The sequence below is a fragment of the Pseudomonas sp. BN102 genome (assembly GCF_029871245.1).
GTDB lineage: Bacteria > Pseudomonadota > Gammaproteobacteria > Pseudomonadales > Pseudomonadaceae > Metapseudomonas.
In genome coordinates, this window is the sequence record NZ_SSON01000040.1 from 83,100 (window position 1) to 106,354 (window position 23,255).

At 64.7% G+C, this 23,255-nt stretch carries 19 protein-coding genes; 13 read left to right on the plus strand and 6 right to left on the minus strand.

The genetic code is table 11. The annotated features are described in order from the left end of the window. Nucleotides 1–164: 164 nt before the first annotated feature. From E8F12_RS07955 to E8F12_RS07980, 6 genes are all read left to right on the plus strand, one after another. Nucleotides 165–1,448: a CmpA/NrtA family ABC transporter substrate-binding protein gene (locus E8F12_RS07955; RefSeq protein ID WP_280324708.1), complete on the plus strand. Its 1,284-nt coding sequence runs from the start codon at nt 165–167 to the stop codon at nt 1,446–1,448. A gap of 14 nt (nt 1,449–1,462) precedes the next feature. Continuing rightward, nucleotides 1,463–2,320 (plus strand): nitrate ABC transporter permease, encoded by an 858-nt coding sequence (gene ntrB / locus E8F12_RS07960; RefSeq protein ID WP_280287273.1) that lies wholly within the window; start codon nt 1,463–1,465, stop codon nt 2,318–2,320. A 77-nt stretch (nt 2,321–2,397) separates the two neighbouring features. Further along, on the plus strand, nt 2,398–3,189 hold the full coding sequence (locus tag E8F12_RS07965; RefSeq protein ID WP_280324709.1) for an ABC transporter ATP-binding protein: 792 nt from the start codon (nt 2,398–2,400) through the stop codon (nt 3,187–3,189). A gap of 469 nt (nt 3,190–3,658) precedes the next feature. Further along, the gene (locus tag E8F12_RS07970; protein WP_280324710.1) at nt 3,659–4,906 is read left to right on the plus strand and encodes a hypothetical protein; all 1,248 of its coding nucleotides are present in this window, start codon (nt 3,659–3,661) and stop codon (nt 4,904–4,906) included. A gap of 138 nt (nt 4,907–5,044) precedes the next feature. Next, nucleotides 5,045–6,238, plus strand: a complete 1,194-nt coding sequence (locus E8F12_RS07975; protein ID WP_280324711.1) for a methyl-accepting chemotaxis protein — start codon at nt 5,045–5,047, stop codon at nt 6,236–6,238. A 2-nt stretch (nt 6,239–6,240) separates the two neighbouring features. Next, the gene (locus E8F12_RS07980) at nt 6,241–6,948 is read left to right on the plus strand and encodes a hypothetical protein (protein ID WP_280324712.1); all 708 of its coding nucleotides are present in this window, start codon (nt 6,241–6,243) and stop codon (nt 6,946–6,948) included. Nucleotides 6,949–6,984: 36 nt separating this feature from the next. On the opposite strand, the gene E8F12_RS07985 is transcribed toward E8F12_RS07980, so the two are convergent. From E8F12_RS07985 to gtdA, 5 genes are all read right to left on the minus strand, one after another. Beyond that, nucleotides 6,985–8,187 carry a 3-hydroxybenzoate 6-monooxygenase gene (locus tag E8F12_RS07985; protein WP_280324713.1) on the minus strand — a complete coding sequence of 401 codons (1,203 nt, stop codon included), beginning with the start codon at nt 8,185–8,187 and terminating at the stop codon, nt 6,985–6,987. A gap of 54 nt (nt 8,188–8,241) precedes the next feature. Continuing rightward, the gene (gene maiA, locus E8F12_RS07990) at nt 8,242–8,883 is read right to left on the minus strand and encodes a maleylacetoacetate isomerase (protein WP_280324714.1); all 642 of its coding nucleotides are present in this window, start codon (nt 8,881–8,883) and stop codon (nt 8,242–8,244) included. A gap of 19 nt (nt 8,884–8,902) precedes the next feature. Continuing rightward, nucleotides 8,903–10,267: an aromatic acid/H+ symport family MFS transporter gene (locus E8F12_RS07995; protein WP_280324715.1), complete on the minus strand. Its 1,365-nt coding sequence runs from the start codon at nt 10,265–10,267 to the stop codon at nt 8,903–8,905. 82 nt (nt 10,268–10,349) lie between these two features. After that, nucleotides 10,350–11,048 carry a fumarylacetoacetate hydrolase family protein gene (locus E8F12_RS08000; protein WP_280324716.1) on the minus strand — a complete coding sequence of 233 codons (699 nt, stop codon included), beginning with the start codon at nt 11,046–11,048 and terminating at the stop codon, nt 10,350–10,352. A gap of 18 nt (nt 11,049–11,066) precedes the next feature. After that, nucleotides 11,067–12,122, minus strand: coding sequence for a gentisate 1,2-dioxygenase (gene gtdA, locus E8F12_RS08005; protein ID WP_280324717.1), 1,056 nt, complete (start codon nt 12,120–12,122; stop codon nt 11,067–11,069). Nucleotides 12,123–12,276: 154 nt separating this feature from the next. On the opposite strand from gtdA, the gene E8F12_RS08010 reads away from it, so the two are divergent. After that, on the plus strand, nt 12,277–13,209 hold the full coding sequence (locus tag E8F12_RS08010; protein WP_280324718.1) for a LysR substrate-binding domain-containing protein: 933 nt from the start codon (nt 12,277–12,279) through the stop codon (nt 13,207–13,209). Between the two features lie 434 nt (nt 13,210–13,643). Further along, nucleotides 13,644–13,886: a hypothetical protein gene (locus tag E8F12_RS08015; protein ID WP_280324719.1), complete on the plus strand. Its 243-nt coding sequence runs from the start codon at nt 13,644–13,646 to the stop codon at nt 13,884–13,886. Nucleotides 13,887–14,087: 201 nt separating this feature from the next. Here the strand turns inward: E8F12_RS08015 and E8F12_RS08020 are convergent, their stop codons facing one another. Then, nucleotides 14,088–14,279, minus strand: a complete 192-nt coding sequence (locus E8F12_RS08020; RefSeq protein WP_280324720.1) for a hypothetical protein — start codon at nt 14,277–14,279, stop codon at nt 14,088–14,090. 208 nt (nt 14,280–14,487) lie between these two features. Here E8F12_RS08020 and E8F12_RS08025 point away from each other — a divergent pair, with 208 nt between their 5' ends. From E8F12_RS08025 to E8F12_RS08045, 5 genes are all read left to right on the plus strand, one after another. Beyond that, on the plus strand, nt 14,488–14,832 hold the full coding sequence (locus E8F12_RS08025; RefSeq protein ID WP_280324721.1) for a hypothetical protein: 345 nt from the start codon (nt 14,488–14,490) through the stop codon (nt 14,830–14,832). 89 nt (nt 14,833–14,921) lie between these two features. After that, nucleotides 14,922–16,178 (plus strand): TolC family protein, encoded by a 1,257-nt coding sequence (locus E8F12_RS08030; protein WP_280324722.1) that lies wholly within the window; start codon nt 14,922–14,924, stop codon nt 16,176–16,178. Continuing rightward, on the plus strand, nt 16,175–17,662 hold the full coding sequence (locus tag E8F12_RS08035) for an efflux RND transporter periplasmic adaptor subunit (protein ID WP_280324724.1): 1,488 nt from the start codon (nt 16,175–16,177) through the stop codon (nt 17,660–17,662). The genes E8F12_RS08030 and E8F12_RS08035 overlap by 4 nt, the downstream gene beginning before the upstream one ends. Further along, nucleotides 17,659–20,817: an efflux RND transporter permease subunit gene (locus E8F12_RS08040; protein ID WP_280324725.1), complete on the plus strand. Its 3,159-nt coding sequence runs from the start codon at nt 17,659–17,661 to the stop codon at nt 20,815–20,817. Before E8F12_RS08035 ends, E8F12_RS08040 begins: the two co-directional genes overlap by 4 nt. Nucleotides 20,818–21,248: 431 nt before the next feature. Next, nucleotides 21,249–22,958, plus strand: coding sequence for an amidase (locus tag E8F12_RS08045; RefSeq protein WP_280324726.1), 1,710 nt, complete (start codon nt 21,249–21,251; stop codon nt 22,956–22,958). Nucleotides 22,959–23,255: the final 297 nt, after the last annotated feature.

The window sequence follows — 23,255 nt, forward strand, 5'->3', positions numbered from 1 at the left end:
CGCAAGCTGGCAAGGCCTTTGCAGATCCCTCAGCAGATTCCAGCGTAGCGCGCCAACGGCGGTGGGCCGCGGATCACGGACAACGGCGTCCGTCAGAGCTCCTTCCCCTATCGGGAGCTCTGGCGCACGCCGTTTTTGTTTTGCCCTCCAACCAGGACAACACCATGAGCGAACGTGATTCCAAAGACCCGGTGAACAACAGCCGCCGCAACTTCCTCAAGCAATCCATCGCCATTGCCGGCACCGTCGGCGGCGTGGCCGCCCTGGGGCTTTCCGCCCCTGGCTTCCTGCGTAGCGCGGCCTGGGCCGCCGGTTCGGATGCACCGGAAAAGGCCGCCCTGAAGGTCGGTTTCATTCCCCTCACCGACTGCGCCTCGGTAGTGGTCGCCGCCACCCAGGGCTTTGCCACCAAGTACGGCCTCTCCATCACCCCCAGCAAGGAAGCCTCCTGGGCCGGCGTGCGCGACAAGTTGAACACCGGTGAGTTGGATGCCTCCCACGTGCTCTACGGCATGATGTACAGCGCCCAGCTCGGCGTGGCGGGCCCGCAAAAGAATATGGCGGTGCTCATGGGCCTCAATCAGAACGGCCAGGCCATCACCCTTTCCCGCCAGCTCAAGGAGGCGGGTGTGACCAATGGCGATCAGCTCGCCGTGCATATCAAGAAGGGCGGCACCCCGCTGACCTTCGCCCAGACCTTCCCCACCGGCACCCACGCCATGTGGCTCTACTACTGGCTTGCCAGTCACGGCATCAACCCGATGAGCGATGTGAAGACCATCACCGTGCCGCCGCCACAGATGGTTGCCAACATGCGCGTGGGCAACATGGACGGCTTCTGCGTCGGCGAGCCCTGGGGCGCGCGGGCGATCTTCGACAAGATCGGATTCACCGCCACTACCACCCAGCAGATCTGGGCCGACCACCCGGAAAAGGTGCTGGGCTGCTCGCGCGAATTCGTCGAGCAGAACCCCAATACGGCGCGGGCCCTGGTGATGGCCTTGCTCGATGCGAGCCGCTTCATCGAGGCCAGCGACGAGAACAAGAAGGCCACCGCGAAACTGATCGCCGGCAAGGCCTACGTGAATGCCCCGGTGGACGTCATCGAACAGCGCTTCCTCGGTCACTACGAGGACGGTCTGGGCAACAAATGGGATGACAAGCACGCCATGGCCTTCTGCAAGGACTGCAACGTGAACTTCCCCTGGCTCTCCGACGGCATGTGGTTCATGACCCAATTCAAGCGCTGGGGCCTGATCAAGGAAGACCCGGACTATGCAGCCGTCGCCGCCCAGGTCAACCAGACCAAAGTGTTCAGCGAGGCCGCCAGCGCCCTCGGCCTGCCGGTTCCGCCCAGCCAGATGCGTAGCAGCACCCTGATGGACGGCAAGCTGTGGGATGGTTCGAACCCGGCCGCCTACGCGCAATCCTTCGCCATCAAAGCCTGACCCAGGAGGCCAGCATGAACGCTCCCGTGAATCCGCCACTGCCGGTGGCCCCGAAGGCTGCGCCCAGCGTAGCTCCGCGCCAGGCCATGCCTGGCGCGGAGGCCTTGCATAATCTGGCGCGGGTGCTGGTTCCGCCGCTACTCGGCATGCTGCTGTTCATCGGCCTCTGGGCCCTGGTGGCAGCGCGCAGCGAAGGTCTCCCGGGCCCACTGTCGACCTGGCATTCGGCGCTGGAACTGTTCGCCGATCCCTTCTACGACAACGGTCCCAACGACATGGGCATCGGCTGGAACATCCTCCATTCGCTGGGCCGGGTCGGCCTGGGCTTCGGCATGGCCGCGCTGGTGGGCATTCCACTGGGCTTCGCCATCGGCCGTTTCACCTTTCTGGCCGGGATGCTCTCGCCCATCATCAGCCTGCTGCGGCCGGTTTCCCCACTGGCGTGGCTGCCCATCGGCCTGCTGGTATTCGAGGCGGCCGGGCCGGCGTCGATCTGGGTGATCTTCATCAGCTCGATCTGGCCGATCATTCTCAACACCGCCGCCGGCGTGGCCAGCGTGCCGCAGGACTACCTCAACGTGGCACGGGTGCTGAAACTCTCCGAGTTCAAGGTGCTCACCCGCATCCTCTTCCCGGCCGTGCTGCCCCATCTGATGACCGGCATCCGCCTGGCCATCGGCGTCGCCTGGCTGGTGATAGTGGCCGCCGAAATGCTCACCGGCGGCACCGGCCTGGGCTTCTGGGTGTGGGACGAATGGAACAACCTCAACGTCGAGCACATCCTCATCGCCATCATCATCGTCGGCCTGGTGGGCCTGGCCCTGGAACAGAGCCTGCTGTGGCTGGCCAAGCGCTTCGATTACAGCAACTGAACATCCCGTAGGAGCGAGCTCAGCTCGCGAACAGCACTCGCGAGCAAGCTCGCTCCTACAAGAGCAGGAGAACCCTGATGGACAAGTTCGTCGAGCTGACCGGTGTCAGCAAACACTTCGATACGCGCAAAGGTCGCTTCCAGGCCCTCAGCAACGTCAACCTGAGCATCGCCCGCGGCGAGTTCGTCTCGCTGATCGGCCATTCCGGCTGCGGCAAGTCCACCGTTCTCAACCTGATTGCCGGCCTGCTGGACGCCAACGAGGGCGGGCTGATCTGCAATGGCCGAGAGATCGACGGCCCGGGCCCGGAACGCGCGGTGGTGTTCCAGAACCACAGCCTGCTGCCCTGGATGACCTGCTTCGGCAATGTCTACCTCGCGGTGGAAAAAGTCTTCGGCGCCCGGGAAAGCAAGGCCCGGCTAAAGGAACGCAGCGCTGCGGCGTTGCAGATGGTCGGTCTGGACCATGCGGCACACAAACATCCCAGTGAAATCTCCGGCGGCATGAAACAGCGTGTGGGCATCGCCCGCGCACTGGCGATGGAACCCAAGGTGCTGCTGATGGACGAGCCCTTCGGCGCGCTGGATGCTCTCACCCGCGCACACCTGCAGGACGAGTTGCTGCGCATCGTCGGCGAGACGCACAGCACCGTGGTCATGGTCACCCATGACGTGGACGAGGCCGTGCTGCTCTCCGACCGCATCGTCATGATGACCAACGGCCCGGCAGCCACCATCGGCGATATCGTCAAGGTCGACCTGGACCGCCCGCGCGACCGCCTGGCCCTGGCCAATGACGCCCGCTATCACGAATACCGGACGGCCGTGCTGGAGTTCCTCTACCAGCGCCAGCAGCGCCCCGCCGCCTGATCCTCCTGGCTCGCCCCCGCAGGGGGCGAATTCATTCGCTGGGACCCCAAGCGCCCTGTAGGTTGGCGCAGAGCGAAGCGAAGCCCAACGCTCCCTGGCACGTCTCATCCCATTTGTTGGGCTTCGCAAGCTCAGCACCAACCTACCTTCCCTTCCCCTTCCCTTCCCCTTCCCTTCCCCTTCCCCTTCCCCTTCCCCTTCCCCACCCTGCCCCGTCACTGCCCTTCGTCAATGCGATCTGGGCAAGGACGGTGCACAGGCTAATCGCCAAAGGTTCTATGTCTTTCTGAAAATCAAAGTTAATCAATAACTTGCATGACATGGCACGACGCCTGCTTTGACCCTCCCCGGTCAGCACAACGGCGTGTCTGCCACTCAACCGACAACGACGTCGCGGAAGCCCCTCCCAATCAGGAGTGCGGGCACCGTGGCGTTTTTTTTTGCGCTTTCCAGACCCAGGAAGACCGCTATGCACACGCTGAAACCCGCTCTGCTGTCGCTCGCCGTGGCCAGCACCAGTCACGCCGCCCTGGCCGCAGAGGACATTGGCAACCTGTTCACCCAGGGCAAGCCCATCCTCGACGCCCGCTACCGCTTCGAAAACGTCGACCAGAACAACAACCTGCGCGACGCCAATGCCCAGACCCTGCGTACCCGCGTCGGCTTCCAGAGTGGCAAGTGGTACGGCCTCTCGGGCCTGCTGGAAGTGGACAACGTCAGTCGCCTGGGCGACGCCGCCTACAACGACAGCCGCAACGGGCAGACCAACTACGCGATGGTCGTCGACCCGGATGGCACCGAGGTCAACCAGGCCCTGCTGCGCTACGACCAGGCCTTCGGCAGCGCCGTGCTGGGCCGCCAGCGCATCAACCTGGACAACCAACGTTTCGTCGGAGGTTCCGCCTGGCGGCAGAACGAACAGACCTACGACGCTGCCCTCGCCCAGTTCAAGCCCCTCGACGGACTGACCCTGACCTACAGCTACCTGGACAACATCAACACCATCTTCGGGCCGGAAAACGGCCGCTTCGACAACCGCACCAATCCGGCGAACATCGAAGGCCACAGCCACCTGTTCAATGCCCAATACCTGCTGATGCCGGAACTTGCGGTGACGGCCTACAGCTACCTGCTCGGCCTGGACAACATCGCCGTCACTGCCACTTCGCCGCTGGGCAGCCTGTCCAGCAGAACCAGCGGCCTGCGCCTGAACGGTGCGCTGGGTGCCTTCAGCTACGCCCTGGAATACGCGCGGCAGCTGGACTACGCGGACAACCCGATGGACCTGGACAGCGACTACTACCTGGCCGAACTGGGGTACGCATTCAAGGGCATACAGTTCAAGGGCGGCTACGAGGTGCTGGGCGGCGACAGCGGCCCGGGCAATCGCGCCTTCCAGACGCCACTGGCGACCAAGCACATTTTCCAGGGCTGGGCCGACCAGTTCCTCACCACCCCGGCCGACGGCATCGAGGACGCCTACCTGGGCTTTTCCGCGCCACTGGCCGGCGGCAGCCTGCAGGCCTGGTACCACGACTTCGACACCGAGCGGAACAGCGACAGCTACGGCAGCGAGATCGACCTTTCCTATGGCCATCCGATTCCGTGGGTGAAGGGGCTGGTCGGCTTGGTCAAGTACGCCAGCTACGACTCGGATGATCAGGCTCGCACGGTCGATACCGACAAGTACTGGGTGCAAGTGCAATACAGCTACTGATCAACCACTGCCCACAGCCTGCAGCGCATCAATGTGCGTCGGCCCGCGCCGCGTACCGATCCTGCCGGCCCGGTCTCAAGGACGAGACAACGGGCAGGACCGAATGAAACCGCCTTGATTTCAGTGGAGCTACCGACCATGAGCAATCTCGCCACCCCTGGTGGGCTGAAGATCGATCGCGCATTCAGCCTCCCTCCAGCACAACGAATCAAGCCCGGGCGGTATGTCGCCTGGCTGCCATTCGAGCCAGGCATCGCCCTGCTCGCCAGTGTCCGGGCCAACACCTGGCCACCTGTAGTCGCGGCACTTGCGGCGGCAACCTGTGCCTACGTCGGCCAGGCGGCGGCCGCCCTGGGTCTGGGTCTCGGAGCGCTCTATCTGGCCGTGGCCCTGCAATTGCACCAACAGCGCCAACGCGGTAACGAGACCTTCTGGTTCAGCGAGTTGGCGCGCCAGCTGCGCAGCAGAGCCGCCAGCGATCAGGCAAGCCTGCTGGTGGCGTGCAGCGAGCGGCTGCGCAGTGGTGAGCGTTTGCACAGCGAAGTGCGTTTCGCCAGCCAGGCCCTCGAACAGCTGGCGCACAAGGCCAATCTGCAGGGCAGCGAGCAGAGCCAACGGGTGAACATGATCGCTGCCGCCAGCGAACAGATCGAACGCAGCCTGGCCAGCGTCGAGGAAATGGCCGGCGCTGCCCGTTCGTCTTTCGCCGCCGCCCTTGACCAGGGAGAGGAAGGCTGTCGGGCTGCCCAGCAACTGGGCATGGGCATGATCGATATCCGCGACAGCCTGGGCGACACCGCCCTGGCCGTGAAGCAGCTGCTGCAAAGCACCGCCCTCGTCGAGCAGTCGGTGCAAGGCATCCAGGACCTGGCCAAGCAGACCCAGCTCCTGGCCCTCAACGCATCGATCGAGGCGGCCCGAGCGGGTGAACAGGGCCGCGGCTTCGCCGTGGTGGCGGACGAAGTCCGGCGGATGGCAACCGCCACGGACCAGACAACCCGTGGCATCACCTCTGCCGCCACGGCCATAGCCGCCGCCGTAGGGCGGGTGGACCGGGAGGTCGAGCATCACCGCGAGCTATTGGAGCGCGGCAGCGGACAAAGCAATAGCCTCGCGGAGAGCCTCGACCGGCTGGCGCGCAAGAGCCAGGAAAACCTCCAGCGCTTCGGCGGCATGCAACAGGCGCTGGGCGAGCATCAGCAGGCGAACCAGGCCCTCAGCGAACAGCTGCAGCAGATCAGCGAGAGTCTTCAGGTACAGAGCAGACAGACCGGCAGCCTCCATGACCTGACCCGCTACCTTTCCCGCCTGACCGACGAAGCGAGGCCGTGACCATGCAAAGCCTGCCCACACTGGCCATTCTCATCGCACTGGCTCTCAGCGGAATTACCCTGCTGAGGCTCGACCGGCAGCGGCAGCGTCGCCGGGATCAGGAGCTGACCGCGAAGCTGCTGCTGGGTCTGGACCTCATGCAGGGTGTACAGCGCCACCGCGCACTGGGCGCACAGTCCGGCAGTGACGCAACACGCAACCGCCAGGCCCTCGAGGCGCAACTGGCGCGTGCCTGGAACGCTTGGGCTGATTCGGGCGACCTTGCTGACTGGCACCGTCTGCTACGGGCCCCGGAGGATTTCGACGGTCACTGCCGGCTGCTGGAAAGCTTGCTGGGTCAGATTCGCTACCTGGAACTGCAACGTTGCCATCTGCTCGGCACCACCCCAGAAATCGCAGATCGATGCTGGACGGTAGAAGATCTCGGCCGGCTGAGAGGGCTATCCATCCGGGCAGCGGCCCATCAACAATGCCGACTGGAACTGCAGGTCCAGTTGCTGTATCTGCGCGACCGCCTGCTGACCGATGCGGACGAATCCTTGCGGGGCGCCCTGGCCCAAGTGACCGACAACCTGCTCGGCGGACAGCGAACGACCATTCAGCCTGCCGAGCTCTACTCATTGCTCACACCTCTGATCGACAAGCGGATCGAGGCCATACGAAGCACCCTTTCTACCGAGAGGCTGGATGGACTTCACCGCGCAGCCTAAGCGGATGTGCTTGTACAGCCCCCCCTCAAACCCTGCCTATCTGCGCCCCATGCAGTTATCCATATTCCAGCCATAAAGCCACTGGATGGCATCGTAGAACTGGTCCTGACTGCGCCCTTCCCAGAGTTGATTGCGCACCAGGCGCTCGACGCCCTTGGCATGGTAGAGGCGGCCCATCTCCCGTGCGGACCAGAGCACCCGGGCAGTGCGCGGGATGCGAATGGACTCGTAAAGACGGAAAGCTGCCGCCAGGTCGTGGTCGCAGGCATTCACCGCCTGCCCCAATACCACCGCGTCCTCCAACGCCATGCAGGCACCCTGGGCCAGGTACTGGGTCATGGGGTGGGCGGCGTCGCCGAGGATGGTGGCGCGGCCTTCACCCAATTTCTCCACCGGGTCGCGATCGGCAGTGGCCCAGCGGCGCCAGGAGGTGGGTCGATCGAGCATCTGCCGCGGCCGCTCGTGGATCCCCTCGAAGTAGGACAGCACTTCCTCCTTGCTGCCGTCGGTGACGCCCCACTGCTCCTCGTTGCGGCTGTGGAAGGTCACCACCAGGTTGTACTGCTGGCCGCCGCGCAACGGGTAATGCACCAGGTGGCAGCGCGGTCCTGCCCAGAGCATGGGCGCGTTGACGCGCAGGTCCGCGGGCATGTTCTCGGCCTCCACCACCGCACGGTAGACCACATGGCCGGTGACGCGAGCGGCATCGCCCACCAGCTTCTCGCGGATCACCGACTTCACCCCGTCGCAGCCGATCACCGCGTCCGCCTGGTAACGGTTGCCGTTGCTGTCCACCAGGGTTACGCCCCGGTCGTCCATCTCCATGGAATCGATGCGGGTGGAGGTCTGGAAGCGGATCAGCGGGTTGCGCTCCACCGCTTCCAGGATCGACAAGTGGATATCCGCCCGGTGAATCACGCCGTAGGGGTTGCCGAAACGCTGGCGGAAGCGTTCGCCGACGTCGACGCGTGCCACTTCGTGGGCGTCGATGGCGTCCATCATGATCAGGTGATCGGTGAACACCGAACGCTTGCGAGCCGCCTCGCCGACGCCCAGGGCATCCAGTGCCGCGTAAGCGTTCGGGCCGAGTTGGATACCGGCGCCGATCTCGCCGATCTGGCAGGCCTGCTCCAGCAGCAGCACTTCGATGCCTTGCTGGGTCAGGGCCTGGGCAGCGGCGAGGCCGCCGATTCCACCACCGACGATGATGATCTTCTGTTGTTGGCGTTGGGCAGTCATGGTTCGGTACTCCACGAAGTTCAGATCTGGGCCCGCGCCTGGCGGACCCGCTTCTTATTGAATGAAATCGGGTTGCTGGCCCGGCGCGGCCAGCTGGAAGGCGGTCTGCGCCTGGCAGTGCCGGTACACGGCAAGTACCAGCGGGAAACCGCTGAGTTCGCAGCCTACGCGCTCGGCGTTCGCCACCTGGGGCACCAGGCAGCAGTCGGCCAGCGTCGGCGCGTCGCCAAAGCAGAAAGGCCCGCAACCATGGCGGCGAAGCAGTTCCTCGACCGCCGCCAGACCCTGCTGGACCCAGTGCGCATACCAGGCGTTCTTCTGCTCGGCGCTCGCGCCAAGGGTCTGCTGCAGGTAGCCAAGCACGCGCAAGTTGTTGATCGGGTGGATGTCACAGGCGATCAGGTTGGCCACTTCCAGCACTCGGGCACGCTGCAGCGGCTCGCGGGGAATCAGCGGTACCTCGGGATGGCGTGCATCGAGGTAGTCGATGATGGCCAACGACTGGGTCAGCGTGGCGCCGTCGTCGTCCACCAGTACCGGCACCCCGCCCACCGGGCTCAGCTCCCGGTGCTGGGCGCTGCGCTGCTCACCGGCGCGCAAGTTGACGCCGTGGTAGTCCGCCACCAGCCCCTTGAGGGCCAGGGCGATGCGCACACGGTAGGAGGTGGAGCTGTTGAAGAAACTGTAGAGCTGCATGGCGGTGGTTCCACTGAGTTCAGAGAAGGGCTGGGGACGCGGCGCGCGCCGTGGCTGTCGCCCGTGCCCCCTTGAGGAAGATGGCAGAGGCGGCCAGTGCAGCGGGCAGCATCAGCACCGTGAAGATGCTGCTGAAGTCCAGGCCCAGTCCGAGCATGAAGCCGCCGCCGAGGGTTCCGCAGACCGAACCGATGCGCCCCACGCCGTGGGCCCAACCCACCCCGGTGGCGCGGCTGGCCGTGGGGTAGAAGGACGCGGCCAGGGCGTTGGCGCCCACCTGCGAGCCGCTGATGCAGAAACCCATGCCGGCGACGCACAGGGTCAACAGGCCGTAGTGGGTGTGGTACTGACCGATAGCGAAAAGGCAGACGGCGCCCAGCAGGTACGCCGCCACCAGTACGCGGTGCGGCTCGAAGCGGTCCATGGCGGCACCCAGGCATATGGCGCCGGCAGTCCCACCGATCTGGAACATGGCGCTGATCATGGCCGCCTGGCTGAGGGTAAGGCCGGTGTCCTTGATCAGCAGCGGCAACCAGTTGGTCATCATGTAGATGATCATCAGGCTCATGAAGAAGGTGACCCAGAGCATCAGCGTGCCGACGCGCAGGGGGCGGCTGAGGATCAGCCGGATCGGCGAGGCAGCGCCCTGCCCCCCTTCCCCCTGCTGGATGCTGAAGCTTCCATCCCAGCTCGCCGGCAGCGGGCCGATGCGGCGCAGAATGCCGGCCACACGAGCGCTGTCGGCGCCGCGTTGTACCAGGAAGCGCGCCGACTCCGGAAGCAGCCACAGTAGCAGGGGTAGCAGCGCCAGGGGCAGCACACCGCCAAGTGCCAGCACGCTGCGCCAGCCGAAGGCCGGTACCAGGTGCGCTGCCACCACGCCGCCCAGGGCCGAACCCAGCGTGAAGCCGCAGAACATGCTGGTGACCATCAGCGAACGCCGCCGCTGCGGGCAGTACTCGGAAGTCAGCGTAATCGCGTTGGGCATGGCACCGCCGAGGCCGAGGCCCGTGAGCAGGCGCAGCAGGGCAAGCATCTCGACATTGGGGGCGAAGGCGGCCAGAAGGCTGAAGCCACCGAAGCAGGCCACTGACAGCATCAGGACACGCTTGCGGCCGAAGCGATCGGCCAGGGGGCCAGCGATAAAGGCACCGAGCATCAGCCCGACCAGGGCGGCGCCGAGCACTGGGCTGAGGGCGCTGGCGCCAAGCTGCCATTCCTCGCGCAGCGCCGGGGCGATGAATCCGATGGCGGCGGTATCCAGGCCGTCGACGGCGGTGACCAGGAAACACAGGATCAGGACCAGCCACTGGAACGGGGCGACGGCCTGTCCGTCGATGAAGTCCTGTACATCCACGCTGTTGTTCTTGTGTGTGGAAGACATGCGGGAACCCTCCGGGCCGGCGCGAGTGCGGCGGCCGGTTTGTCGGTATGGGGAAGCGGGCCGGGGTGCCGGCCCACGGAGGTCAGATCACGCGGGCATGGATCTCGCCGAGACCGTCCACGCCGCCGGTCATCAGCTCGCCGGCCACCACTGGGCCGACCCCTTCAGGCGTGCCGGTCATGATCAGGTCGCCTGGCTGCAACTCGAAGAAGCGCGAGAGGTAGGCGATGGTTTCCGGCACCGACCAGATCAGCTTGTCGATGTCGCTGCGTTGCCTGTCGGCGCCATCGACCTGCAACCAGATACCAGCACTGGTCGGATGGCCGACGGTGCTGACCGGCTGCAGCGGCGCGATGGGCGCGGAAGCGTCGAAGGCCTTGCCGATTTCCCAGGGGCGACCCATTTCGCGCATCGTCATCTGCAGGTCGCGGCGGGTCATGTCCAGGCCCACGGCATAGCCCCAGACGTGCTCATTGGCACGCTCCTCGGGAATGTCGCGGCCGCCCTTGCCGATGGCCACGACCAGTTCGATCTCGTAGTGGTAGTTGCGGGTCTCGGCCGGGTACGGCAGCTCCAGGGTCTGGCCGTCGGCCACCGGCACCACGGCGTCGGCCGGCTTGCAGAAGAAGAATGGCGGCTCGCGGTCCGGATCGAAGCCCATTTCGCGGGCATGGGCGGCGTAGTTGCGGCCCACGCAGTAAACACGGCGGACCGGGAATCGCGCGTCGCTACCGGCTATCGGCAGGCTGGTCGGCGCTTGCGGCGGGAATACGTAGGTCATGGCAGTCGGTTCCTCGGTTCAATGGGTTTCGCGGGCTTCGCGCAGGAGCCCCAGGGCTTCCTGGATCGGGCGGTCGGAGTAGCTGAACAGCACGCAGTCCTCATCGGCATGCAGACTCACCGGCGCCCAGCTGGGCACGACGAAGATGTCCTTGGCGCCGAAGAGAAAGGTCTGCCCGGCGATCAGCGCTCGGCCGCTGCCCTCCACCACCGAGAACACGGTGGCGTCGGTGCTGCGCCAGGTCTTGCCGGAAAATCCGCGTGGCAGCAGTTGCATGCAGGTGCCGATGGTGGGCATGGCCCAGCCGCCAGTGGCCGGGTTCACGTAGCGCAACTTCACGCCGTCCCACTCGTCCAGCTCACCCTGGCGCAAGAGGGTGTCCAGCGCCTCGCGGGTACGGGCGTAGGGGTAGTTGAAGATCGGTGACGTGGCACCGCGTACCTCATGGCGCAGCGGCAGCAGGTTGGCGCCGTAGCGCGCATTGCTGTTGCCTTCGGGCCGGGTGACGGGCTGCACCGCTTCCGGATAGTTCTCCGCAAAGCCGGCACCGAAGAAGCGCACGGTAGGAATGTCCAGGCCGTCGAGCCAGATGACCGGCTCGCCACCCTCGGCTTCGCTCGGGTTGCCGTGGTCATGCCAGGTCCAGGACGGCGTGATGATGAAGTCGCCCGGTTCCATGGTGGTGCGCTCGCCGTCCACCGCGGTGTAAGCGCCTCGCCCTTCCACCACGAAGCGCAGGGCCGACTGGGTATGGCGATGGCTGGGGGCGATCTCACCGGGAAGGATCAGCTGCAGGCCGGCGTAGAGGCTCGGGGTGATGGATGCCTGGCCACGGATCCCAGGGTTCTCCAGTACCAGCACGCGGCGTACCGCCTCTTCCGCGCTGATCAGTTGGCCGGCTTCCATCAGGTAGGGGCGCAACTCGCTGAAGCGCCACAAGGCGGGCACGCAGTCGCTTACGGGTTGGCGGGGAACCAGGTTGTGCAATTGCTCCCAGAGCGGAAACAGCGCCTGGGTATCGATGCGCTGGTAGAACTCGGCGCGCGCATTACCGATGTTTTCGTTGTTATTCATCGCTTCACCTATGACGGGCTGTGAAGTGGCTGGCAGGGCACGTTTGCTCGGGCAGCGGCCCCCGTCGTTGGAGCGATTAAACTCCCGCAAGGCATACACTAAAAATGATATTTTCAGATAGAGTCATACCCTAAAACGTATGGGAGATCCCGCCATGCATTGGACCCGTCGCCTGCGCCCGCGCCACCTGCAGCTCCTGGTGAACCTGGCCGAGACCGGCAGCCTGAGCGATACCGCGCGCCAGGCGTTCACCACCCAGCCGGGCCTGTCGAAATGGCTCAAGGAGCTGGAAGAAGACGCCGGAGCGGTATTGTTCGAACGCCACGCCCGGGGCCTGCGGCCTACCCCCGAGGGCACCCTGCTGGTGGGGCACGCGCGTCGCATCCTCAGCGAGATGGAGCGGGCGCAGAGCAACCTGGAGGCCCTGCGCGAGGGCAATACGCCCAACGTCGCCATCGGCACCTCCCCCGCCTCCGCCCCCAGCCTGGTACCCGACGCCATCCTCTATTTCCTCAAGCGCCATCCGAAGGCGCAGGTCTCGCTGCAGGAAAACACCATGAATGTGCTGCTGGAGCGCCTGGAACTGGGGCAACTGGATGTGGTGGTCGGACGGGTCGACAACTACCAGCCGAGCGCGAGCCTCAATAGCGAAATGCTGTTCCGCGAACCCATGCAGGTGGTAGCGCGGCCGGGGCATCCACTGCTGCAACGCAAGGCCCTGCGCTGGCCGGATCTCTACCAGTACGACTGGCTGCTCTGGCCACAGGGAACGCCGATCCGCACCCGCCTGGACACGGCCCTGAGCAATGCGGGCCTCAAGCCCCTGCCGTGTCGGGTGGAGTCTTCATCGCTGATGGCCAACCTCTGGCTGATGCAGAACAGCGACATGCTCTCGGTGGCCTCAGGTCGCGTCGCCGAACACTTTCACGGCCGCGGCCTGCTGCGCCGCCTGGACTTCGAGCTGGAGGCCGAAGGCTCTATCGGTATGTGCTGGCGCGACGAGGATCACCCGGAAAGCGCCGTGCTGGATTTGCTGGACAGCCTGAGGGAGGCTGCACGTAGCCCGATTCGGCGAGCGGATGCGTGAGCTGCGCGGGTATCGATCAACTCCAGGTTCGCCACCCCGAGCCCCGGATGAGTGCTCGAAAGTCCCTCTGACCTTGGACTCGCGCCACATCGCCGTCCCCGTTGGCCCCGAAGATGGGGTTATCTCATCCAGGATTGGGCCTCAATGCCCACTTGCGTATTTCCATGATGCTTTGCATCGACTCGTTTCGAAGTGAATTCACCAGCTTTGCTGGAGCGGAAGAAACGCTCGGCACTGCGCTTAGCCCGCCGCTCCCAGCCAGCCGACGCGGCCGCTGTCATTCGCACGTCCCGGCGCCTCCTCACTGGCCGTTTCAGGCGCGTCCCTTGCATCGGTCGCAGCAGCGCCTTCAGGGTTTCAGGTAGTCCAGGCGTGGGGAGGCGATGGCGGTAACCCGACATCGAAGTAGGACATTCGCAACAAAGGGCAAAACCATGGATAGAGCAACCTTGGTCCTGCTGGATGAACTGTTCGAACGAGCTGCCGCAGAGTTGCAAGCCAATGGCCTTGCGAGAGAGAGCATCAGGCTCGCGAAGCCTACCCCTGAGCGGATTCGCCTTGCGGGGGAGTTGCTGGTGGAGCGGGCCGCGGACAGGTTCCCGACACTTGATCCTTACGTCTCATCAAGTGCCGATGGAACCATCACCCTGGTGTTGGATAGCCAGAGAGCGAGGTGATCACTGAGCCCCTATGGCGCTCCGTGTATCGATGCGTTCTGCGGGTGCCTCCGGGTGGCGGATCTGCCAGACCAGGCGTGTCGATTTCGGCCGATTCTGTTGAAAAACTCGAATCCGAGCCACGCCGTCCTATGACTACGTCGACGCCGGCCTCATCCACTGGCCCTGATCGATCTGTTCAATCAGACGAGCTGAATCAGGTCAGTCGATGGAGCCATGAAGAGCCCAGATGTATCCGAAAGGATCAACAAGGATGCCAAGCTCCATTCCGTCTTCGGATTGATGCGTGAGTTGGTCACGTAACCTTTGAGATGCCCCTAGCTGTATCGCCCGATTCATGACGCCACAGAGGTCGTCGACCATCTCGATCTGGACGAGCATGAAGCCGCCCATGGGTAGCTCGGCACCGGAGCGCTAGGTTGAAGCCCAGCCTGGGGACCGGAAGTCGTACGGCGCGCCACCAATTCCTGTGAGCCCCGAGCGGAGCTTCAGGTCGCGTAGACCGGCTGGCGAGGGCCATTCCCGGAACCATGAAAAACATACTTGCATCCAGGCATTCGGCAATTGCTCCAGCCGCGAGCCAAGGACTAAACTCCGCAGCATGCAACGCCGCATTCGGTTTCTCCTCATCCTTCTGATCAGCCTTGCGCTACCCCTGAGCGGGATGGCGGGCATCGAGGCGCCGACCGAACCCTGCCCCATGCAAGCTGCTGGCATGAGCCAGATGGCGGACATGGATCACGACTGCTGCGATGACATGGGCAAGATGGGAGAGCATGGCAAGAAGGCCTGCAAAACCGGTCAGGAATGCAAGACCAGCACCATGCTCCAGGTTTCAATCGTGAAGCCGCCGGCCCCCTGGGCCGGACCTGTTCCGGCCGACACCTATCCCGGCATCTTCCCCGACCTTTCCCCTGACGATCTCTGGCGACCTCCCACCGCCTGATTCCTCTCCCTACCTGAACTCCCACCTGCGTCGCTTGCGGCTGCGGGAGGGTATGCGCCTATGCGCTGGTAATTCAGAGGAATCGTCTGATGACTTCCGTCAGTCTTTGCTTCGGGTGGCCCATTCCTGCCGCCCTGGCAATGATGCTGTTCGCCTTGCCGAGCCAGGCTGCATCGCTATCGCTGGACGATGCCTTGCAGCTGGCCGAACGAAATGCGCCCTCCCTGACGGCACAAGCGGCCAAGCTGGATGCGGCGAAAAGTGCTGCGATACCGGCCGGCGAGCTGCCGGATCCGAAACTGGCCCTGGGCCTGCAGAACGTGCCCATCGAGGGCGACGACCGCTGGAGCCTGGATCGCGACTTCATGACCATGCAGATGGTCGGCGTGATGCAGGAAATGCCCAATCGCGACAAGCGCAAGGCACGAGTCGAAACGGCCCGGGCGTCGATTGATCGAGCCTCTGCCGAGGCGGAGGCCGAGCGCGTCAAAGTCCGCCGGGAAACCGCCCTGGCCTGGATCGCGACCTACACCGAGCAACGCAAGCTCGCCCAGTTCGACGAGTTCTTCAAAGAGAACCGTCTCCTGGCCGAGGCAGTCCGCGCTCGCCTGGCAGGAGGACGAGGCCAGGCTCTGGACGCCGTCGAACCCAGACAAGAAGCGGCCCAGCTGGCGGAGCAGCAGGACGAACTGACGCTTCAAGTGGCCCAGGCGCGAGCGGCGCTCAAGCGCTGGGTTGGCCAGGAAGCCGCCCTCCCCCTTGCCGGCGACTTTCCGCACTGGCCCATCGAGGCCTCCAGCTACCTGCACGCCCTGCATCGCCACCCGGAACTTGCGACCTACGAGCCCATGACGCGGGAAGCCGAAGCCCAGGTGCGCGAGGCCGAAGCCGAGAAGAAGTCGGACTGGAGCTGGGAGGTCGACTACCAACGTCGGGGGCGCGAGTTCGGCGACATGATGACCGTGCAACTCACCTTCGACCTGCCGCTCTTCGCCGGCTCTCGCCAGGACCCCAAGATTGCCGCGCGCCGGGCCCAGGTCAATCAACTGGAGGCTGAACGCGAAGCGCTGGTGCGCGAGCACGCCCAGCAGCTGGAAACGGATCTGGCGGACTATCAGCGCCTGGACCGCGCCGTTACCCGCAGTCAGTCCACCCAGGTCCCCCTGGCCGAAGAGAAGGTGAGTCTCGCATTGGCCGGTTACCGCGCCGGGAATACCGAGCTGGCCAGCGTCATCGCGGCGCGCCGCGAGCTTGTCCAGGCCAGGCTCAGGGCACTCGATCTGCAAGGGCTGAAAGCACTCGCCGCTGCCCGCCTCTACTTCACCTACGGGGAGGGCCGCCCATGAACCGTGCAGCGTGGAAACTTCTGGCGCTGCTGGCACTGGTCCTGCTCGCGGGCGCGGCAGCGGGTTACTGGTTCGCGATGCAAGGCCGTCCGACAAGTGCCTCCATGGCCGTTCGCGGCCATCCCGACTCACCGCCGACCGACCGCCAGCCGCTCTATTGGTATGACCCGATGTTCCCCCAGCAGAAGTTCGACAGCCCCGGCAAGTCGCCCTTCATGGAGATGCAGCTGGTTCCCAAATATGCCGATGAGCCGGGTGAAAGCACCTCCGTCCGCATCGACCCCGGCGTCCAGCAGAACCTCGGTGTGCGGCTGGCCAGGGTAACCAGGGGAAAGCTGGAGCGAACCCTGCAGGTGACCGGCGCACTGGCCTTCAATGCGCGCGCGGTCGCCCAGATACAGGCCCGGGCCGGTGGTTTTGTCGAGCGGACCTATGCGCGCGCTCCTGGTGATCTGGTGGTAGCAGGCGAGCCCCTCGCCGACCTGCTGATCCCCGAATGGGCCGCCGCCCAGGAGGAGTTCCTGGCCCTGCGCCGCACCGGCTCCCCTGAGCTGGCTGCTGCCGCCCGCCAGCGTTTGCGTTTGCTCGGAATGCCGGCGGAGCTGATCGATCAGGTTGAGCGCGGTGGCAAGGCCAAACCCGTCATGACACTGACCAGCCCCATCCGCGGCGTGATCCGGGAGCTCGACGTGCGTACGGGCATGACCCTGTCAGCCGGGCAGACCCTTGCCAGCATCAATGGGGTGGAGCGCATCTGGCTGGACGTGGCCATCCCGGAATCCCAGGCCGGGGCGCTGCAGGTCGGGCAGACAGTCGAAGCCCGGCTGCCGGCCCTTCCGGGGGAAGTGATCCACGGGGCGCTCGCCAGCGTGCTTCCCGAGGCAGACCCACAAAGCCGTACGTTGCGCATACGCATCGAGCTGGACAACCCGGACGGCCGTTTGCGCCCGGGCATGACCGCACAGGCGCGGCTGAACCAGCATAGCCGGACGGAAGTTCTGCAGTTGCCCAGCGAAGCCGTCATCCGCACGGGCAAACGTGCCCTCGTGATGCTCGCCGAAGACAACGGCCGCTTCCGCCCGGTCGAGGTCCAGCTGGGTCAGGAAAGCGATAGCCAGGTGGAAGTGCTGAATGGATTGGACGCCGGCCAGCAGGTCGTCTCTTCCGGGCAATTCTTGATCGATTCGGAAGCCAGCCTGAAGGGTATCGAAGCCCGCGCCCTTGCCAAGGCGCCTTCCGCGCCGGAACCGCCCGCCTTGCATGAGGCAGAGGGCAGCATCGTCGAAATCGGCGACCAGCAATTGACCATCTCCCACGGTCCGTTCAAGACCCTGGGCATGCCCGGCATGAGCATGAGCTTCCCGTTGGCCAGGCCCGAACTGCTCCTTGGACTCAAGGTGGGCGACCGTATCCGTTTCAAGGTGCGTGAAACCGACGCCGGACTGCAGATCGAGCAGCTGCAGAAGCTGGAGGCCGCGAAATGATCGAAAAACTCATACGCTGGTCGGTGGCCAACCGCTTCCTGGTGTTGCTCGCCACCCTGTTCGCGGTGGCATGGGGCCTGTGGTCACTGCGCAGCACACCCATCGATGCCCTGCCCGACCTGTCCGATGTACAGGTGATCGTCCGCACCAGCTACCCGGGCCAGGCGCCGCAGATCGTCGAGAACCAGGTCACCTATCCCTTGGCGACCACCATGCTTTCCGTACCGGGGGCCAAGACAGTCAGGGGCTTCTCCTTCTTCGGCGACAGCTTCGTCTATGTGCTCTTCGAAGATGGCACCGACCTCTACTGGGCGCGCTCACGGGTACTCGAATACCTGAGCCAGGTGCAGGGGCGCCTGCCTGCAGCCGCCAAGCCTGCCCTGGGTCCGGATGCCACGGGGGTCGGCTGGATCTTCCAGTACGCGCTGGTGGACCGCAGCGGCGCCCACGACCTGGCGCAACTGCGAGCCCTGCAGGACTGGTTCCTCAAGTTCGAGCTGAAGACCCTGCCCAATGTGGCCGAGGTCGCCACGGTGGGCGGCATGGTCAGGCAGTACCAGGTGCAGGTGGACCCGATCCGCCTGGCAGCCCTGGGAATTACCCAGGACCAAGTGACCGAGGCCATTGGCAAATCCAACCAGGAAACCGGGGGTGCGGTACTGGAGCTTGGCGAGGCCGAATTCATGGTCAGGGCGACCGGCTACCTGAAAACCCTCGCCGACTTTCGCGCCGTGCCGCTGAAGCTGACGCAGGAGGGCACCCCGGTCACACTGGGCGATGTGGCGACCATCCAACTCGGACCGGAGATGCGACGGGGCATTGCCGAACTCGATGGCGAAGGGGAAACCGTCGGCGGCGTGGTGATCCTGCGCAGCGGCAAGAATGCCCGCGACACCATCGCCGCCGTGAAGGCCAAGCTCGAAGAGCTGAAGAAAAGCCTCCCCGACGGCGTGGAGATCGTCACCACCTACGACCGAAGCCAGCTGATCGAGCGGGCCGTGCTCAACCTGAGCCAGAAGCTGATCGAGGAGTTCATCGTCGTCGCCCTGGTCTGCGCCGCGTTCCTCTGGCACCTGCGTTCGTCCATGGTCGCCATCGTCTCGCTGCCGGTGGGAGTGCTGATCGCATTCGCAGTCATGCGCTACCAGGGCATCAACGCCAACATCATGTCCCTTGGCGGGATCGCCATCGCCATAGGCGCCATGGTCGACGCGGCGGTGGTGATGATCGAAAACGCCCACAAGCGCGTCGAAGTCTGGTACGCCAACCACCCCGGCGAAACCTTGCGCGGCGAGCAGCACTGGCGCGTGATGACCGATGCGGCGGTCGAAGTGGGCCCGGCGCTGTTCTTTTGCCTGATGATCATCACCCTGTCGTTCATACCCGTATTCACCCTCGAGGCCCAGGAAGGTCGCCTGTTCGGACCGCTCGCCTTCACCAAGACCTACGCGATGGCGGCAGCGGCGGGTTTGTCGGTGACGCTGGTTCCGGTCCTGATGGGGTACTGGATACGGGGCCGGCTGCCGCCCGAACAACGCAATCCGCTCAACCGTGGGCTGATTCGCCTGTACCAGCCGGCGCTGGATGCCGTGCTGCGCTATCCCAGGGCTACCCTGGTCGTGGCCCTGCTGGCCTTCCTCACCACGCTCTGGCCCCTCTCACGCCTGGGCGGCGAGTTCCTGCCACCGCTGGATGAAGGCGACCTGCTCTACATGCCCTCGGCTCTACCCGGCCTGTCCGCGCAGAAGGCGTCCGAACTGCTGCAACAGACTGATCGCCTGATCAGGACCGTCCCCGAGGTTGACCGGGTCTTCGGCAAGGCTGGACGAGCCGAGTCCGCCACCGACCCGGCACCGCTGGAGATGTTCGAGACCACGGTACGCTTCAAGCCCAGGGATCAGTGGCGCGCAGGGATGACCAGCGAAAGACTGGTCGAGGAGCTGGATCGCGTGGTCAAGGTGCCGGGTCTGACCAACATCTGGATTCCACCGATTCGCAATCGGATCGACATGCTGGCTACAGGTATTAAAAGCCCTATCGGCGTGAAGGTCGCCGGAACGAACCTCGATGAAATCGACCAGGCGACCCAGGCCGTCGAGCGTGCCGCCAAGACGGTTCCGGGCGTGACCTCCGCCCTTGCCGAACGCCTGACTGGCGGACGCTACATAGACATCGACATCGATCGCCAGAGCGCCGCCCGCTATGGCATGAACATCGCCGACGTGCAAGCGATCGTGGCCAGTGCCATCGGTGGCCAGAACATCGGCGAGACCGTGGAAGGACTGGCTCGCTATCCCATCAACCTGCGCTACCCGCGCGAGTGGCGAGACTCGGTCGATGCCCTCGAGCGGTTGCCGATCTATACCGCCCAGGGCGGCCAGATCACGCTGGGGGCGGTGGCGCGGATTCGGATAGTCGATGGCCCGCCGATGCTCAAGAGCGAGAACGCCCGCCCATCAGGCTGGGTGTACATCGATGTTCGCGGACGGGACCTGGCCTCGGTTGTGGCCGACCTGCGTGAGGCGGTCGAGGGCGAGGTCAGCCTGGCCCCGGGCATGAGCCTCAGCTACTCAGGGCAGTTCGAGTTCCTGGAACGGGCCAATGCGCGCTTGAAACTGGTGGTGCCTGCCACCCTGGCGATCATCTTCGTCCTGCTCTACCTCACCTTCGGTCGTTTCGATGAAGCGCTGCTGATCATGGCCACCCTGCCCTTCGCGCTGACCGGAGGTGTGTGGCTCCTCTACCTGATGGGCTTCAATCTCTCGGTCGCGACCGGCGTCGGCTTCATCGCCCTGGCCGGCGTAGCCGCCGAGTTCGGCGTGATCATGCTGCTCTACCTGAAGAACGCCTGGACGGAACGGCAAGACACCGGCCAAACCACGAACGCCGCCCTGCAGGACGCTCTCCGGGAAGGTGCGGTACAGCGCGTTCGGCCCAAGGCCATGACCGTCGCCGTCATCATCGCTGGCCTGCTTCCCATCCTCTGGAGCGGCGGCACCGGCAGTGAAGTGATGAGCCGGATCGCCGTCCCCATGGTCGGCGGCATGGTCACCGCACCTCTGCTATCCCTTTTCGTCATCCCGGCGGCGTACTGGTTGATGCGCCGTCGCAGCCAGTTCCATTCCAGTCCCCATCATCAGGGAGAACGCGCATGAAACAGATGCCTGCAGGAGAACAAGTCGCTTTCGAGTTCAAAGCGGTAGCTTCGGCAGATCGCCAGAAGCGACATCGGGGACGAACCGTCATACTGATTCCTCTGCGACCAGCTTGGTGCAAAATAGAAGGCTCTGTCCTGGTTGAGTGTTGCAACTGACCGGAACTCTTGTAGGAGTCGGTTTGCTGGCGAAGGGGCTCATTTCGCGAGCAAGCTCGCTCCTACGGAGCTTCAGGCTCGTCGGTTGATAACTAGCAACACCTGACGCAGACATAACCAAATGGAACGCCCAGCGACTTCGCTAGCCCAGGTAGCAAGTCCTGAACCAGTCGCATGATGCAGTGAAACGAGGAGCAATATGAGAGCCGAGCCCAAGGTGCCGTGTGATGGAGACATCCACTGCCTGACCCACCAGCAACCGGCGGTGACAGCATGATCGAGGTAACCGAGGTTTCCATAGCCGAACTGCGCGCTGCGCTCGAGTCTGGCCGAGCGACCGCGATCGAGCTTGTCCAGGCCTATCTCGCCCGGATCGATGCCTACGACGGACCCGACACGCCCACCGCCCTCAACGCGGTAGTGGTTCGAAACCCCGATGCTCTCAAGGAAGCGGAGGCGTCCGATGCCCGTCGGGCCCGGGGCGAAACCCTTGGCCCGCTCGATGGCATCCCCTATACGGCCAAGGACAGTTATCTGGTCAAGGGGCTCACGGCGGCCTCCGGTAGCCCCGCGTTCGCGAACCTGGTTGCCTATCGCGATGCGTTCACCATCGAACGGCTTCGTGCCGCCGGGGCGATCTGCCTGGGCAAGACCAATATGCCGCCCATGGCGAACGGCGGCATGCAGCGCGGGGTCTATGGACGCGCCGAGAGCCCGTACAATGCTGGCTATCTCACCGCCCCCTTCGCATCGGGATCATCGAACGGTGCAGGTACGGCGACGGCAGCCAGCTTCGCGGCATTCGGACTCGCTGAAGAAACCTGGTCGAGCGGACGCGGGCCTGCATCGAACAATGGCCTGTGCGCCTACACCCCTTCCCGTGGGGTGATCTCGGTGCGCGGGAACTGGCCATTGACTCCGACCATGGACGTCGTCGTGCCCTATGCCAGGACTATGGCAGACCTCCTCGAGGTGCTGGACGTGGTGGTGGCGGATGATCCCGACACACGGGGAGACCTGTGGCGGCTGCAGCCCTGGGTGCCCATTCCGAGTGTCGCCTCGGTTCGTCCCGCCTCCTATCAGGAGCTTGCCGCGAAAACCGACGCACTCGCCGGAAAGCGCCTCGGCGTTCCCCGTATGTATATCAACGCGGACCCCGAAGCGGGCACCAGCGAAGCGCCCGGCATCGGTGGTCCGACCGGCCAGCGAATCAACACCCGGCCCTCCGTGATCGCGCTCTGGGAAGAGGCTCGCAAGGCGCTCGAGGCCGCCGGTGCCGAAGTGGTCGAGGTCGACTTCCCACTGGTCTCGAATTGCGAGGGCGACCGTCCCGGGGCGCCGACGGTGTTCACCCGTGGCCTGGTGTCCAAGGAGTTCCTGCATCACGAGTTGTGGGACCTGTCGGCCTGGGCGTTCGATGACTTCCTGCGCGCCAACGGCGATCCCAAGCTGAACCGTCTGGCCGATGTGGACGGACCGCAGATCTTCCCCCACGACCCGGGGACCCTGCCGAATCGCGAAGGCGACCTGGTCGCCGGCATGGACGAGTACGTGCGGCTGGCCGAGCGCGGCATCACCCCGTGGGATCAGATCTCCACGCTACCTGACGGGCTGCGCGGGCTCGAACAGACACGTCGCATCGACCTCGAGGACTGGATGGAGCGCCTGGGGCTCGATGCGGTGATCTTCCCGACAGTGGCCGACGTGGGGCCGGCGGATGCGGATGTGAATCCGGAGTCTGCGGATATCGCCTGGAGTAACGGAATCTGGGTTGCCAACGGCAACCTCGCGATCCGCCACCTGGGCGTCCCCACGGTAACCGTGCCGATGGGCGTCATGCCGGACATCGGCATGCCAGTCGGGCTGACATTCGCTGGTCGCGCCTATGACGATTCGGCCCTGCTTCGCTTCGCTTCGGCGTTCGAGTCGACCGGGACGAAGCGGCTGGTCCCTCCGCGAACCCCACCCCTGCAGCACGACTAGGGCTGGAAGTGGCGGGATTGGGGCTGGACCGGCCTCAATCCCGCTCGGTCACGGCAAGACCGGGCAAATGGCGCCGTATTTGAAGATCTCCGCTCGCCCGGATGATTTGTGGCCGGTCTCGCCAGGGTCAGCTTTCGCCAAAAGTAGCCATTGGATGGCTACAAAATCAGGAGCTATTAAATGACGCACTGGAGATGTCGGAACAGACCGACGTCTGAACATCCGTAGCAGTGATCTAGGTTAGGCCGTTGCTATCCAACCCGAAGCACTCATGCATCGATCTTGTGCTATCAGCAG

Coding starts and splice junctions, on each gene's coding strand:
- E8F12_RS07955 (WP_280324708.1), top strand. CDS start 165: ATGAGCGAACGTGATTCCAAAGACCCGGTGAACAACAGCCGCCGCAAC.
- ntrB (WP_280287273.1), top strand. CDS start 1,463: ATGAACGCTCCCGTGAATCCGCCACTGCCGGTGGCCCCGAAGGCTGCG.
- E8F12_RS07965 (WP_280324709.1), top strand. CDS start 2,398: ATGGACAAGTTCGTCGAGCTGACCGGTGTCAGCAAACACTTCGATACG.
- E8F12_RS07970 (WP_280324710.1), top strand. CDS start 3,659: ATGCACACGCTGAAACCCGCTCTGCTGTCGCTCGCCGTGGCCAGCACC.
- E8F12_RS07975 (WP_280324711.1), top strand. CDS start 5,045: ATGAGCAATCTCGCCACCCCTGGTGGGCTGAAGATCGATCGCGCATTC.
- E8F12_RS07980 (WP_280324712.1), top strand. CDS start 6,241: ATGCAAAGCCTGCCCACACTGGCCATTCTCATCGCACTGGCTCTCAGC.
- E8F12_RS07985 (WP_280324713.1), bottom strand. CDS start 8,187: ATGACTGCCCAACGCCAACAACAGAAGATCATCATCGTCGGTGGTGGA.
- maiA (WP_280324714.1), bottom strand. CDS start 8,883: ATGCAGCTCTACAGTTTCTTCAACAGCTCCACCTCCTACCGTGTGCGC.
- E8F12_RS07995 (WP_280324715.1), bottom strand. CDS start 10,267: ATGTCTTCCACACACAAGAACAACAGCGTGGATGTACAGGACTTCATC.
- E8F12_RS08000 (WP_280324716.1), bottom strand. CDS start 11,048: ATGACCTACGTATTCCCGCCGCAAGCGCCGACCAGCCTGCCGATAGCC.
- gtdA (WP_280324717.1), bottom strand. CDS start 12,122: ATGAATAACAACGAAAACATCGGTAATGCGCGCGCCGAGTTCTACCAG.
- E8F12_RS08010 (WP_280324718.1), top strand. CDS start 12,277: ATGCATTGGACCCGTCGCCTGCGCCCGCGCCACCTGCAGCTCCTGGTG.
- E8F12_RS08015 (WP_280324719.1), top strand. CDS start 13,644: ATGGATAGAGCAACCTTGGTCCTGCTGGATGAACTGTTCGAACGAGCT.
- E8F12_RS08020 (WP_280324720.1), bottom strand. CDS start 14,279: ATGGGCGGCTTCATGCTCGTCCAGATCGAGATGGTCGACGACCTCTGT.
- E8F12_RS08025 (WP_280324721.1), top strand. CDS start 14,488: ATGCAACGCCGCATTCGGTTTCTCCTCATCCTTCTGATCAGCCTTGCG.
- E8F12_RS08030 (WP_280324722.1), top strand. CDS start 14,922: ATGACTTCCGTCAGTCTTTGCTTCGGGTGGCCCATTCCTGCCGCCCTG.
- E8F12_RS08035 (WP_280324724.1), top strand. CDS start 16,175: ATGAACCGTGCAGCGTGGAAACTTCTGGCGCTGCTGGCACTGGTCCTG.
- E8F12_RS08040 (WP_280324725.1), top strand. CDS start 17,659: ATGATCGAAAAACTCATACGCTGGTCGGTGGCCAACCGCTTCCTGGTG.
- E8F12_RS08045 (WP_280324726.1), top strand. CDS start 21,249: ATGATCGAGGTAACCGAGGTTTCCATAGCCGAACTGCGCGCTGCGCTC.